Annotated in this window: 15 protein-coding genes, 1 pseudogene and 1 riboswitch; of the genes and pseudogenes, 5 read left to right on the top strand and 11 right to left on the bottom strand. The window is 74.7% G+C overall.

The window, feature by feature from the left end; genetic code table 11:
- Window positions 1-57 precede the first annotated feature (57 nt).
- Entirely contained in the window at window positions 58-612 is a 555-nt protein-coding gene (locus tag F8568_RS07995; RefSeq protein ID WP_328600773.1) for a helix-turn-helix domain-containing protein, read from the bottom strand.
- Between the two features lie 97 nt (window positions 613-709).
- Between F8568_RS07995 and F8568_RS07990 the strand changes: the two genes are divergently transcribed.
- Window positions 710-1441, top strand: a complete 732-nt coding sequence (locus F8568_RS07990; RefSeq protein ID WP_151592852.1) for an aspartate/glutamate racemase family protein — start codon at window positions 710-712, stop codon at window positions 1439-1441.
- On the opposite strand, the gene F8568_RS07985 is transcribed toward F8568_RS07990, so the two are convergent.
- A complete protein-coding gene (locus F8568_RS07985; RefSeq protein ID WP_160573544.1) occupies window positions 1431-1670 on the bottom strand; it encodes an amidohydrolase family protein in 240 nt (79 codons plus the stop codon). The genes F8568_RS07990 and F8568_RS07985 overlap by 11 nt on opposite strands.
- Window positions 1671-1764: 94 nt before the next feature.
- Between F8568_RS07985 and F8568_RS07980 the strand changes: the two genes are divergently transcribed.
- Entirely contained in the window at window positions 1765-2295 is a 531-nt protein-coding gene (locus F8568_RS07980) for a MarR family winged helix-turn-helix transcriptional regulator (RefSeq protein WP_202124654.1), read from the top strand.
- 75 nt (window positions 2296-2370) lie between these two features.
- A complete protein-coding gene (locus F8568_RS07975; protein WP_151592851.1) occupies window positions 2371-3153 on the top strand; it encodes an isocitrate lyase/PEP mutase family protein in 783 nt (260 codons plus the stop codon).
- 41 nt (window positions 3154-3194) lie between these two features.
- Here the strand turns inward: F8568_RS07975 and F8568_RS07970 are convergent, their stop codons facing one another.
- Both F8568_RS07970 and F8568_RS07965 read right to left on the bottom strand, forming a co-directional pair.
- On the bottom strand, window positions 3195-3782 hold the full coding sequence (locus F8568_RS07970) for a GNAT family N-acetyltransferase (RefSeq protein ID WP_151592850.1): 588 nt from the start codon (window positions 3780-3782) through the stop codon (window positions 3195-3197).
- Window positions 3783-3789: 7 nt separating this feature from the next.
- A complete protein-coding gene (locus tag F8568_RS07965; protein ID WP_151592849.1) occupies window positions 3790-4500 on the bottom strand; it encodes a carboxymuconolactone decarboxylase family protein in 711 nt (236 codons plus the stop codon).
- Between the two features lie 183 nt (window positions 4501-4683).
- On the opposite strand from F8568_RS07965, the gene F8568_RS07960 reads away from it, so the two are divergent.
- Both F8568_RS07960 and F8568_RS07955 read left to right on the top strand, forming a co-directional pair.
- On the top strand, window positions 4684-5754 hold the full coding sequence (locus F8568_RS07960) for a GNAT family N-acetyltransferase (protein ID WP_151592848.1): 1071 nt from the start codon (window positions 4684-4686) through the stop codon (window positions 5752-5754).
- Window positions 5738-6565, top strand: coding sequence for a class I SAM-dependent methyltransferase (locus tag F8568_RS07955; protein ID WP_151592847.1), 828 nt, complete (start codon window positions 5738-5740; stop codon window positions 6563-6565). The genes F8568_RS07960 and F8568_RS07955 overlap by 17 nt, the downstream gene beginning before the upstream one ends.
- Here the strand turns inward: F8568_RS07955 and F8568_RS07950 are convergent.
- From F8568_RS07950 to F8568_RS07920, 7 genes and pseudogenes are all read right to left on the bottom strand, one after another.
- Window positions 6532-7803 (bottom strand): serine hydroxymethyltransferase, encoded by a 1272-nt coding sequence (locus tag F8568_RS07950; protein WP_151592846.1) that lies wholly within the window; start codon window positions 7801-7803, stop codon window positions 6532-6534. The two genes, F8568_RS07955 and F8568_RS07950, sit on opposite strands and share 34 nt — an antisense overlap.
- Before the next feature lie 55 nt (window positions 7804-7858).
- A riboswitch (ZMP/ZTP riboswitch) is annotated at window positions 7859-7945 on the bottom strand.
- A gap of 92 nt (window positions 7946-8037) precedes the next feature.
- Window positions 8038-8904 (bottom strand): annotated as a pseudogene (locus F8568_RS50960) (DMT family transporter); the annotation flags it as partial.
- 109 nt (window positions 8905-9013) lie between these two features.
- Window positions 9014-9505 (bottom strand): Lrp/AsnC family transcriptional regulator, encoded by a 492-nt coding sequence (locus tag F8568_RS07940; RefSeq protein WP_151592844.1) that lies wholly within the window; start codon window positions 9503-9505, stop codon window positions 9014-9016.
- 408 nt (window positions 9506-9913) lie between these two features.
- Window positions 9914-10288, bottom strand: coding sequence for an RNA polymerase-binding protein RbpA (locus tag F8568_RS07935; RefSeq protein WP_151542680.1), 375 nt, complete (start codon window positions 10286-10288; stop codon window positions 9914-9916).
- An 81-nt stretch (window positions 10289-10369) separates the two neighbouring features.
- Window positions 10370-10612, bottom strand: a complete 243-nt coding sequence (gene secG, locus F8568_RS07930; RefSeq protein WP_151542679.1) for a preprotein translocase subunit SecG — start codon at window positions 10610-10612, stop codon at window positions 10370-10372.
- Between the two features lie 161 nt (window positions 10613-10773).
- Entirely contained in the window at window positions 10774-11568 is a 795-nt protein-coding gene (gene tpiA, locus F8568_RS07925; RefSeq protein ID WP_151592843.1) for a triose-phosphate isomerase, read from the bottom strand.
- Window positions 11569-11571: 3 nt separating this feature from the next.
- On the bottom strand, window positions 11572-12759 hold the full coding sequence (locus tag F8568_RS07920; RefSeq protein WP_151592842.1) for a phosphoglycerate kinase: 1188 nt from the start codon (window positions 12757-12759) through the stop codon (window positions 11572-11574).
- Window positions 12760-12876: the final 117 nt, after the last annotated feature.

Genomic DNA, 12876 nt, shown 5'->3' with positions numbered 1-12876 from the left:
TGCGGCGAGTCGTCGTCATGGCAGCGCCCATAACGACGACTCGCCGCAAGTCGACGGTCAGGTGTGCTCCATGATGAAGGTCGCGGCGGTGCCGGGGGCGAGGGCGCGGAAGACGTGCGGGGCGTCGCCGGGGTAGGCGACGTAGTCGCCCGGGGCCAGTTCGACCGGGTCGTCCGCCGGGCCGGCCAGGGCGCGGCCCGCGCTGAGGACAACGTGCTCGGTCGTCCCGGGCGAATGAGGGTCCGACAGGTGCGGCTCCCCCGGCTCCGCCGTGACGCGGTAGACGTCGCGGCGGGCGTTCGGCGGGCTCGACGCCAGCAGCGTCGCGGTGTAGTCCGCCTGCCGAGAGCGCGTCGCCGGGCCCTCCCCGGCGCGGACGACCCGCACGCCCGCCCTCGGCGGGTCGACGAGCCGGCTGAACGGGACGCCGAGGGCGTCGCCGAGCGCCCACAGCGTCTCGACGCTCGGGTTGCCGGTGCCCGCCTCCAGCTGGGACAGCGTTGACTTGGCGAGGCCGGCGCGCCGGGCCAGCTCCGTCTGGGTGAGCCCGGCACGGGCGCGCTCGCGCCGGATCGAGGCGGCGATCTGCGCGATCAGGTCGAGGTTCCCCACGTGTTCGCTCCAGACGTCCGAGTGTTCAATTTGACGAACAGTCCTGCCGTTGTTCATTCTAGTGGACAGATGTTCGGCACATCGGACTGGAGCGATCATGGAGCATCTCGGCATCCTCGCCCACAGCGCGGAGGGCGCCGCGCTGTGCTTCCGCGCCTTCTGCCATGAGGGCTTCCGCGAGCTCGGCCCCGACGACCATCCCGACGTCACGCTCGACCTGATCGCGCTCGCGCGCAGCATGCCGTCCTGGGACGCGGGCGACCACGACGCCGTCCGCGCGATCCTCGCCGAGAGCGTCCGGCGCCTCGCCGCCGCCGGGGCGACGTTCTTCGCCTGCCCCGACAACACCGCCCACCTGGCCCTGGAGCGTCCCGGCGACGACCTGGCGCTCCCCGGGCTGCACATCGCCCGGGTCGTCGCCGACCGGGCCGCCCGCGACGGGCGCGCCCGCGTCGGCGTCCTCGGCACCCGCTACACCATGGACGGTCCGGTCTACCCGCGCGAGTTCGCCGCCCGCGGCATCGAGGCCGTGGTGCCGGACGCCGCCGACCGCGCCCGCGTACACGAGATCATCTTCGGCGAGCTGGTGAACGGCGTCGTCACCGAGGAGTCGCGCCGCGAGTACGTGCGGATCATCGAGCGGCTCGCCGGGCGCGGCTGCGACGCCGTCGCGCTCGTCTGCACCGAGATCCCGCTGCTGGTGACCCCGGAGGCGGCGCCGCTGCCGACGCTGGACTCGACGCGCCTGCTCGCGCGCGCCGCCTTCGAGGCCGCGGTGGGCCGCCGCCCGGTGCCGTCCTGGCGCGGCGGGCCGGCCGTCACCGGCTGAGGCGGCGGGCCAGCCGCGGGAGCAGCCGGAGGGCGTTGCCCCGGTCCACGGCGGCGTGCGCCCTCCGGTCCAGGGACGGGTCGCGGTCGAGGAGCGCCGTCGTCCCGTCCGCCTCGGGACGGGCGACCTGCGGCCAGTCGGTGCCGAACAGCAGGCGCCCGGCTCCCGCGGCGGCCATCACCCGCCGCCTGCTCGGGCCTGCCGTCCGCTCGTCGTTCTGGACGCGCATGCGTCTCTCCCCGCTCTCACCGAAGCCGCCCAAAGTAGGAGTATGCGAGAACGTCTCGACTGAGACTATATCGCCGGCGCTTAAAATCGCTGGCGTGCAGACCGAACCTCCTGACCGGGCCGCCGTCGGCGACCCGCGCGCCGACGACACCGCCCTGGGCCTGCTGCTCGCCTCGGCCCACCGCGCCGCGCGCGGCGCGCTCGGCGACGAGCTGCGGCCGCTCGGCATCGAGACCCGGCACCACGCCGTGCTGGCGGCGCTCGACCGGCTCGGCCCCACCAGCCAGCGGCGCCTCGGCGCGCTCCTCGGCCTCGACAAGTCCGCCGTCGTCCGGGTCATGGACGAGCTGGAGCGCCTCGGCCTGGCGGAGCGCAAGCGCGACGCCCACGACCGCCGCGCCTACGCGATCGAGCTGACGGACGAGGGGCGGCGGCGCGCCCGGGCCTCCGCGCGGACGGCGGCGGCCGTGGGCGCCCGGCTCTTCGGCGCGCTCGGCCCCGGCGACCGCGCCCGGCTCGTCGAGCTGCTGACCGGGATCACCGAACGCGCCGCCGGCATCTCGACCGGCGGCGGCGCATCGACCGGCGCCGACACTTCGGCCGGCGGCGAAACGGCTTCTCCCTAGATTCGGGGGCATGGCGAACACCGGCCCGGTCATCACCCGGTACGAGGGCACGCCCGACGACGTGGAGGCCGTCCGATGAACCATCCGCAGACGTTCCGGGACCTGCACCACGGCGACGGCCCGCTGCTGCTGCCCAACGCATGGGACTTCGCGAGCGGCGCGGCGCTGGCGCAGGCGGGGTTCCCCGCGGTCGGGACGACCAGCCTCGGCGTCGCCGCCGCGGCCGGGAAGACCGACGCGACCGGCGACGCGCGCGACGAGACCCTCGTGCTGGCGCGCGACCTCGCCCGGCTGCCCGTCCCGGTGACCGTCGACATCGAGGGCGGCTTCTCCACACGGGTCGCGGACGTCGCCGAACTCGCGACCGAGCTGGCCTCCTACGGGATCGCGGGCCTCAACCTGGAGGACGGGCGCTCCGACGGGACGCTCGCCCCGCTCGACCACCAGACCACCGTCATCGCGGCGGTGAAGCGGGCGGCTCCGCAGCTGTTCCTCAACGCCCGCACCGACACGTTCTGGCTCGCGGGCGGCGAACCCGACATGGCCGAGACGCTGCGGCGGGTGCGGGCGTTCGCCGAGGCGGGCGCGGACGGCGTGTTCGTCCCCGGCATCGCCGCCGACGGCGACGTCCGCGCCGTCGTCGAGGCCGTCGACCTGCCGCTGAACGCGCTGTTCATGCCGGGGAAGACCGAGGTCGGGCGGCTCGCCGGCCTCGGCGTCCGCCGCATCAGCACCGGATCCCTGCTGTTCCGCAAGGCGCTCCAAGCCGCGGTCGGGTCCGCCCTGGAGGTCGCCGGCACTACCACCGAGGCTCCCGCCTTCTCCTACGGCGACGTCCAGGCCCTGGTCTCGCGGTGAGGGGGCCGGGCAGCCGAGGGCCCGGCTCGGGACAACGGATTCTAAGGAACGGCGTCGATCCCACGACGGGATCCGAGCCAACCGGACCGGTCGGCGGCATAGTAGGCCGCGCCGTCGGGCCCGTCCGGGCCGCCGCGCCACGGCCGCATCCCGAGGCTCGCGGCGACCTCGGCGGACACCGCGCTGTCCGGGTCGAACTCGGCGGTGACGCGGCGCAGCCCGACCACCCCGAACGCGTAGTCGAGCACCGCCCGCGACGCCTCCGCCGCCAGCCCCTGCCCCCACCGGTCCGGTTCGAGGCTGTAGAGGATCTCCACGTCCACCCCCCGGTCGAACGGGCCCTCGTGGCCGCGCAGCCCGGCCACCCCGATCAGCGGCGCGCCCGGCCGCGGCTCCGCCCGCCCGAGCCCCCGGCGCAGCGGCCGCAGCGCCCACAGCCCGTAGCCCTCGGTGGCGAAGTCCCGCTCGCTGGTCTCGATGATCTCGGTGACCTGGACCGGCGAGATCGACGCGCCGTCGAACAGGTGCCGCCGGACGACCGGGCCGGTCCAGTGCGTCAGCAGCGCATGGTGGTCGACCATGCCGATGGGGTGCAGGGCAAGGCGTCTGGTCTGCAGCGTCTCGGTCATGCTCGCCTCACTCGCCGTGCGCCGCGCCGTCCGCGGCATCGGGCCCCGGCCAGGACGGGGCGGGCTCGCCGTCGGGCACGCCGACCCGGAACACCCGCAGCTGCGTGGCCAGCGCGGTGTAGTAGCCGACGAGGGTGACGAGCTCGACGAGCGCGGGCCGGCCCAGGGTCGCGACCGCCTCGGCGTAGACGGCGTCCGCGAGGTCGCGCTCGGCGACCAGCTGCCGGGCGGCCTCGTGGACGAGGCGTTCGCGGGCGTCGGCGAGCATCGGGGCGCGGCCCTCCCGCAGCGCGTCGAGCTCGTCCTCGCGCAGGCCGGCGCGGCGGCCGAGCCGCTCGTGCGCGTACCACTCGTAGTCCGAGCGCAGGCAGGCGGCGACGACCAGGGTCGCGATCTCCCGCTCGCGCTTGGTGAACGCGGTGCGGAACCGCAGCGCGGCGCCGAGGTCCTGCAGCGGCATCCCGACGGCCGGGCTGTACAGCATCGCGTTGAACGGGCCGAGGAGGCGGCCCTCACCGTCCATGAAGCCCAGCGCGCGGGCCTTCGCCCGGGAGTCCGCCGGGTCGCCGCCGGCCGCGCGGGGGCCGCCGGTCAGGGCGTCGTACACGGCCTGCTGCTCGGCGCCGAGCGAGCCGGGCGACAGCAGGGGCAGGCGGGCCGCGAGCGGCCCGCCGCGGGGTAGGTCGTTGACGTGCTCACCGCTCACGGGGTCGATCACCCACCGCACGCTAGGCCGTCGCGGCGGGCGTCTCAAGCCCTCGTCCGGAATGTGAAACCGCGCGCTCACGGTGACGTAGCGCCCGCGTAACAGCCCTCGGCCAGAGTGGCCGCGTCCGCACCGGACACCGTCCGGGCCCGGATCGCCCGCGACCGGGCCGGCGGCCCGCGAAGGGAACGTTCCATGCCGTTGCTCCGCATCCGCACCGAGATCGAGGACCGGCCGGGCCGGCTGGCCCTGCTCACCGCCGCGCTGGCCGGCCGCGGCGCCAACATCCTCGCCCTGTCCGTCCAGGTGGACACGGGCGGCGTCGTGGACGAGTTCCTCGTGGACGTCCCGCGCGGCGCCGCCGGGCCGCGCGAGCTGGCCGAGACGCTCGCCGCGGCGGGCGGCGCGCGCACGGCAGTCCGCCCCGCCCGGCCGCACGAGCTGGTGGACGAGCCGACGCGGGCGCTGGTGCTGGCGTCCCGGCTGCGCGCCGAACCGCACGCGGTGCCGGAGATCCTCGCGGAGCTGCTGCGCGCCGACGAGTCCGCGTGGGCGCGGCTCGCCGACCGCGAGGGCGAGGGCGACGACCGCGTCCTGACCGTCCCGCTGGGGCACGGCCGGGCCGTCCGGCTCCGGCGGTACGGCATGCCGTTCACCGCGACGGAGGCCGCGCGCGCCGACGCACTCGTCCGCGCGGCGCTGCCCGCCGAGCCGCCGCGCCCGGCGTCCCGCGGCCTGCCGCTGCGCGACGGCACGCGCGTGACCGTCCGCCCGATCGAGCCGCGCGACGCCGGCGCGGTCCGCGAGCTGCACGAGCGCTGCTCGCTGGACAGCCGCCGGATGCGCTACTTCAGCCCGAAGCCGTACCCGCCGCCGCGGGCGATCGAGCGGTTCTGCGACCCGGCGCACGGCCTGACGCTCGTCGCCGAGGGCCCGGACGGGTCGCTGCTCGCGCTCGCGCACCTGATCCACGTGCTCGACCCCGGCGTCGCGGAGCTGGCGTTCCTGGTCGAGGACCGCTGGCAGGGCCGCGGCCTCGGCCGCGCGCTCGCCGAGCTGCTGCTGCGGCTGGCCCGCGAGCGGGGCCTGGTGGAGCTGCGCGCGACGGCGCTGAGCGAGAACGTGCGGATGCGGCGGCTGCTGACCTCGCTCGGCGGCCGGACGCGGCGCACCGAGGAGCCGTGCATCGTGGAGATCAGGCTGCGCGCGGACGGCCGCCCCGCCGGCGGCGCGCTGGCAGGATGGCGGAGTGACCGGCATCTATGACGACCCCTGGGCCTACGAGCTGGCCTGCTCGTTCCGCGACGTGGGCGCCGAGACCGGCGTGCTGCTCGGCTGGTGCGCCGAGCACCGCCCGGACACGGCGGGCCCGGTCCGGACGGTGCTGGAGCTGGCGGCCGGGCCCGCCGAGCACGCCCGCGAGCTGGCCCGCCGCGGCCTGGCCGCGACCGCGCTCGACCTGAACCCGCGGATGTGCGCGTACGCGGCCCGCGAGGCCGGGCGGGCGGGGGTCGCGGTCGAGGTCGTCCAGGACGACATGACGGCGTTCGACCTGCGCCGCCGGTTCGACCTGGTGCTGACCATGCTGGACTCCACGTCCCACCTGATGACGCTGGACGCGTTCGTCGCGCACCTGCGGCGGGTCGCCACGCACCTGGCGCCCGGCGGCCTGTACGTGATCGAGATGTCGCACCCGCGCGACCGGCTGTCGGACGACCCGAGCGTCAGCACCGGCTGGACGGTCGAGCGCGACGGCGTGCGCGCGACCGTGCGGTGGGGCGAGCCGACCGACCTGCTCGACCCGGTCACCCAGATCGCCGACGACCACGTGACCATGACGATCGAGGCGGACGGCGCGACCCGCGTCATCTCGGACGTCGTGCCCTACCGGTTCTGGACCGCGACCGAACTGGACGCGGCGATCCGGCTCGCCGGCGGCCTGGAGGTCGCCGCCCGGTACGGCGACTTCGGGACCGGCGCGGACGCGGTCGCCCTCACCGATCCCGAGGCCTGGCGCATGATCACGATCCTGCGGCCGGCTGATCAGGGGGTGGGCGCCCACCCCGGCATCGGGTAGCCGGCGAGCAGCTCGCGGACCTCGCCCGCGACCCGCTCGACGACCGTCTCGTCCGCCCGGGCGGCGGCCCGCACGACCTCGTCGATCCAGGCCGCGACCTGCGGCATCCGCGCCTCGTCCAGCCCGCGGGTGGTGATCGCGCCGGTGCCGAGCCGCAGCCCCGAGGGGTCGAACGGCTTGCGCGGGTCGAATGGGACGGCGTTGTAGTTCAGCTCGATGCCGGCGCGGTCGAGGGCCTGCGCGGCGGGCTTGCCCGCGACGCCCTTGTTCGTCAGGTCGATGAGGATCAGGTGGTTGTCGGTGCCGCCGGAGACCAGGTCGTAGCCGCGCTCGGCCAGCGCCGCCGCGAGCGCCTTCGCGTTCGCGACGACCTGGTGGGCGTAGCGGGAGAAGTCCGGCGCGGCGGCCTCCTTCAGCGCGACGGCGATCGCGGCGGTGGTGTGGTTGTGCGGGCCGCCCTGCAGGCCGGGGAAGACGGCCTTGTCGACCGCCTTCGCGTGCTCGGCCGTCGACATGACCATCGCGCCGCGCGGGCCGCGCAGCGTCTTGTGCGTGGTCGTGGTGATCACGTCGGCGTGGCCCACCGGGGACGGGTGCGCGCCGCCCGCGACCAGGCCCGCGATGTGCGCGATGTCGGCGGCGAGGACCGCGCCGGCCTCGCGGGCGATCTCGGCGAACGCCGGGAAGTCGATGGTGCGGGGCACCGCCGTCCCGCCGCACCAGATCAGCTTCGGCCGCTCCTTCAGCGCCAGGTCGCGGACCTCGTCCATGTCGACGCGGCCGGTGTCGGCGCGCACCTCGTACCGGACGGGCGTGAACCACTTGCCGGTGGCCGACACCGACCAGCCGTGCGTCAGGTGCCCGCCCATCGGCAGCGACAGGCCCATCACCGGGTCGCCGGGGTCGAGGAACGCCAGGTAGACGGCGAGGTTGGCGGGCGAGCCGGAGTACGGCTGGACGTTGGCGTGCTCGACGCCGAACAGCCCCTTCGCCCGGCCGATGGCCGCCAGCTCGATCGGGTCGACGTTCTGCTGGCCCTCGTAGTACCGCTTGCCCGCGTAACCCTCGGAGTACTTGTTGGTCAGGACGGAGCCGGTGGCCTCCAGCACCGCGGGCGACACGTAGTTCTCCGAGGCGATCAGCCGGATCTTCTCGAACTGGCGGCGGGCCTCCGCCTCGACCAGCCCGGCGATCTCGGGGTCCGCGGCCTGCAGATGAGGGACGGCGGGTTCGTGCACGACTACCTCCGCGCTGCTCGCGCCGGAACGCGCTGCGGGCGCCCCGGCCAGGGGACCCGTACACCCAGGCGCGCGGCGTGCGGACTAGTTTCGCTCCCCGGTGGTCGTCTCCACCTTGACTGCGCCAGTCGCGTACGCGCCATCATAGCGAGCCGCCTCGGACGTCTCTCGTCCTCGCCGTGCGCGGCGGGCCCGGGACGTCCGGGACGTCCGGGCCGGGAGCGACACCACGACCAGCCCGCCGAGCAGCAGCACCGCCCCGGCCGCGACGCGCCCGGACATCCGCTCCCCCAGCACGGCCACGGCCAGCACGGCGGCCACGAGCGGCTCGGCCAGGCTCAGCGTCCCGGCCGTCGCCGCGCTCACCCGGTGCAGGCCCGTGACGAAGGACATGTACGCGGCGGCGGTCGCGGCGATGCCGAGCCAGGCCACCAGGCCCGCCGACCGCGGCGCCGCGAGGGCCGGCAGGTCCGCGAGCGTCCAGGGCAGCAGCACCGATCCGCCGGCGAGCAGCGTCACCGACACCGCCGCCGCCATCCCCGTCGCGCCGGCGCCCGGCCCGCTGCGGCCGGTCAGGACCTTCGCCGCCACCGTGTACACGCCGAAGCACGTCCCGGCGACCAGGCTGAGCGCGACGCCGAGCAGGTCGGCGCGGGCGTCCGGGCCCGGTGCCGCCAGCAGCGCGACACCGCCGATCGCGCAGGCCGTGCCCGCCCACCAGCGGCCGCTCAGCCGCGTCCGGAGCACCAGCCGCTCGCACAGCCCGGTCGAGACGGGCGCGAGCCCGAACACCACGGCGGTCGCGACCGCGGCGCCCGTCCGGCCGACCGCGCTGAAGAACGACGCCTGGAAGATCCCCGTGGCGGCGGACGCGGCGGCCACCGGCGGCCAGGTGCGCCGCGACAGCGCGCGGAACGCCCGCGGGTCGACCGCGAGCACCAACGCGGCGAGGACCACCCCGCCGGAGAGGATCCGGGCGCCGCCGACCGCGACCGGGCTCGCGGCGGAACCGGCCAGCACCTGCGCCGGTCCCACGGTGCCCCACAGGACGCCTGCCGCCAGGACCAGCAGTGCGGCGGACGGATTGTTTCGTCGGTCCATGCCCCCGAAGCTAGGCACGAATGCGGCGCCAGGCCTCGTGAGCCGTCATTCGTTCGGAATGCTCCGCCTGCCCCGCCGGTTCTTCGGCGAAGCGGCGCCGAACGTCCGCTCAGGCGTACGGCGTTCGCCCATCGCGCGCCTCAGCCGCCGGAAGTTCGCCCTGCTCCTTCGGCTGGACGTAGTCGTACACCACGAGGGTGCGCACGTCCACGAACTCCTTGCGGCGGGCCAGCCGGTCGAGCACGAAGTCCCGCAGGTACGTGGTGCTGGGCACCGCCACGTGGACGAACAGGTCCTCGTTGCCCGTCACGACGAAGACGCCCACGGCCTCGGGCATCGCGGCCATGCTGTCGCGGGCCGACTCGATCGCCTCGCGCGACTGCGGCCGGATCCGGATGGAGATCAGCGCCTGCACGCCGCGGCCGAGCCGCTCGAAGTCGACCGCCGCGTGGAAGCCGGTGATGACGCCGCGCGAGCGCAGCGCCCGCGTCCGCTCCAGCGCCGTGGACGGGGCGACCCCCACCGCGTCGGCCAGTTCCCGGTTCGTCTGCCGCCCGTCCCGCTGCAACCGCCGCAGGATCGCCTGATCGACCGCGTCCATGGGGCTCCTCCCGAATTCCCGGCCGGACGCCGAACTCCCGCGCGGGAATCACGTCCGTACGTCCCGTATCCCGAAGATTATTCGATGCGGAGCGTCGCCGCGGCGGCCAGCAGCGCTATCGCGCCGACGCCGAGCATGGCCGCGGTGGCGCCGGCCGCTCCGAGGTCGAAGAGCCGGCCGATCGCCAGGTCGGCCGCGAAGGCGAGAATGCGAAGCAGAGGCAGCCGCGACGTCCAATACGGATATCCCTCGCGGTCCCATATCCATTCGGATATCGAGCCTGATGAGCCGCTCGAACCACGGCTTCGACCACGGGACCGGCGATCGCGCCGATGCCGGTGGAAAGCCTGTGGCCCGGCCCCCTCGACGGGGACCGGGCCACGGCTCGGTGCCGATGCGGCGGAGGGGTCAGCTCCGGCCGGCGGCCTCCAGGGCCTTCTTCACCGCGGCGCGCTTCTCGCGCAGCTTGGCCAGCGCCTCCTCGAGGATGGCCTCGCCGTCCTCGTCGCTGCGCCGCTCCTTCACGTACGCCAGATGCGTCTTGTAGGGCTCGGTCTTCGGCGGCGCCGGCGGGTTCTCCGCGTCCTGCCCGGCCGGGAACCCGCAGCGCGGGCAGTCCCACGTCTCGGGGACCGCGACGTCGGTCGCGAAGCTGGGGCGGGTCTCGTGCCGGTTGGCGCAGTAGAAGGTCACCCAGACGCGGGGGGCTGCGTCGCCGCGCTCCGCCTCTCCCATTGGACCGGCCCCGACGCGGCTGCCCCGAATCGCGTTGCCACTACCCACGGACTACTCCTCGCTTTGTGTGCCGCCGCCGCCAGGGACCTCCGAGGACGGCGCGGCGCTCGAACGTGTTGGACGGGCGGCTCAGCCGACGCCCTTGTGCTTGAACAGCAGCCCGAGCACGATGATCGAGGCGAACCAGACCACCCCGACGCCGATCGTCAGCCGGTCCAGGTTGCGCTCCACCACCGACGAGCCGCCGAGCGACGACGAGATGCCGCCACCGAACATGTCGGACAGTCCCCCGCCCTTGCCCTTGTGCATCAGGACGAGGACCACCATCAGCAGGCTCGTGACGATGAGCACGATGGACGATGCGATGATCACAGTTCTTCAGCGCCTTCTCTGGCCGGCCCCGCGGTGCGGGGCCTCGTCTGTCGGGACGGAGGATCGAGCCGGGCGGTTTACCCGTCAGCTACGAAGGGTACGACGAACTACCCGCTGGTTCGGCAAGAACCCCCATGTCACGCGGAATTGATCAGTTTTGATCAGGCCGGGAGATCCCGGTACCGGCAGATCTTGACGAACTCGCCCGGGTCGAGGCTGGCACCACCGACCAACGCGCCGTCCACGTCGGGCTGCGCCATCAGCCTGGCGATGTTGTCGCCCTTCACCGAGCCGCCGTACAGGATACGCACCTGATCGGCCACTCCGCCGTCGTACAGCTCGGCGAGCCGGGTGCGGATCGCCCCGCAGACCTCCTGCGCGTCCTGCGGCGTGGCGACCTCGCCGGTGCCGATCGCCCAGACCGGCTCGTAGGCGATCACCGTGCGCCGCACCTGCTCGGCGGTGATCTTCTCCAGCGCGCCGTCCAGCTGCGTCACGCAGTGCGCGACGTGCTCGCCGGCCCGCCGGACGTGCAGCCCCTCGCCGATGCATACGATCGGGCTCATCTCCGCGCCGAGGACCGCCTTGGCCTTGGCGTTGACGAGCGCGTCGTCCTCCCCGTGGTACTCGCGCCGCTCGGAGTGCCCCACGATCACATAGGAGCAGCCGAGCTTCGCCAGCATCGACGCGGCGATCTCGCCGGTGTAGGCGCCCGAGGCGTGCTGCGAGACATCCTGGGCGCCGTACCGGATGGCGTAGTTGTCGGCCGCGATCACCGTCTGCACCGTGCGCAGGTCGGTGAACGGCGGGCACACGACGACGTCGACGGCCTCGAAGTCGGGCTCCTTCAGCGCGAACGCCATCTTCTGGACGAGCAGCAGCGCGTCCAGGTGGTTCTTGTTCATCTTCCAGTTGCCCGCCATCAGCGGCTTGCGGGCGGGGGTCGCGGCGGCCATCGGTCAGTCCTCCAGTGCCTGCAGGCCGGGCAGCGCCTTGCCCTCGAGGTATTCGAGGCTGGCGCCGCCGCCGGTCGAGATGTGCGAGAACGCGGCCTCGTCGAAGCCGAGCCGCCGGACGGCCGCGGCCGAGTCGCCGCCGCCGACGACGGTGAACGCGCCGGAGTCGATCAGGCCCTGCGCGACGGCGCGGGTGCCGTGCGCGTACGGCTCCATCTCGAACACGCCCATCGGGCCGTTCCAGAACACCGTCTTCGCGCCGGCGAGGCGCGAGGCGAACAGCTTGCCGGACTCGGGGCCGATGTCCAGGCCGAGCCGGTCGGCGGGGATCGCGTCGGCGGCGACCACGTCGTGGGCGGCGTCCGCGGCGAATTCGGTCGCGGCGACGACGTCCACCGGCAGCACGAACTCCACGCCGGTCTCCTCGGCGCGCCGCAGGTACTCGCGGACGGTGCCGAGCTGGTCCTCCTCGAGCAGGCTCCTCCCGACCTCGTGGCCCTGCGCCTTGAGGAAGGTGAAGACCATGCCGCCGCCGATCAGGATGCGGTCGGCCTTGCCGAGCAGGTTGTCGATCACGCCGAGCTTGTCGGAGACCTTGGAGCCGCCGAGAACCACCGCGTAGGGCCGCTCGACCCGCTCGGTGAGCTTCTCCAGCACCGAGACCTCGGTGGCGATCAGGTCGCCGGCGGCGTGCGGGAGCCGCTTCGGCACGTCGTAGACGCTCGCGTGCCGGCGGTGCACGGCGCCGAACCCGTCGCCGACGTAGACGTCGGCGAGGGCGGCGAGCCGGTCGGCGAACGCGCCGCGCTCGGCGTCGTCCTTGCTGGTCTCGCCCGGCTCGAAGCGCAGGTTCTCCAGCAGCGCGACGTCGCCGTCGCCGAGCCCGCCGACCGCGGCGTGCGCGGACGCGCCCACCACGTCGTCGGCGAACACCACGCGAACGCCGAGCAGCTCACCGAGCCGGCCGGCCGCGGGCGCGAGCGAGAACTCCGGCCTGACCTCGCCCTTCGGGCGGCCGAGGTGGGCGCAGACGATGACCTTGGCGCCCTTGGCGAGCAGCGTCTCGATCGTGGGCAGGCTGGCCCGGATCCGCCCGTCGTCGGTGATCGCGCCGTCCTGCAGCGGGACGTTCAGGTCCGCGCGGACCAGCACCTTCCGGCCGGCGACGTCCAGATCGTCAATGGTGCGCATCGGGATGCGGTGTCCTTCCGGATACGGCCCCGGGGGGGGGGGGGGGGGGGGGGGGGGCGCCGCGGGGGGGGGGGGGGGGGGGGGGGGGGGGGGGGGGGGGGCCGGGCGCAGCCCCCC

Source organism: Actinomadura physcomitrii (assembly GCF_008923205.2).
GTDB lineage: Bacteria > Actinomycetota > Actinomycetes > Streptosporangiales > Streptosporangiaceae > Spirillospora > Spirillospora physcomitrii.
Note: the sequence above shows the minus strand (reverse complement) of the source record. Positions and strands in the feature narration are given on the sequence as shown.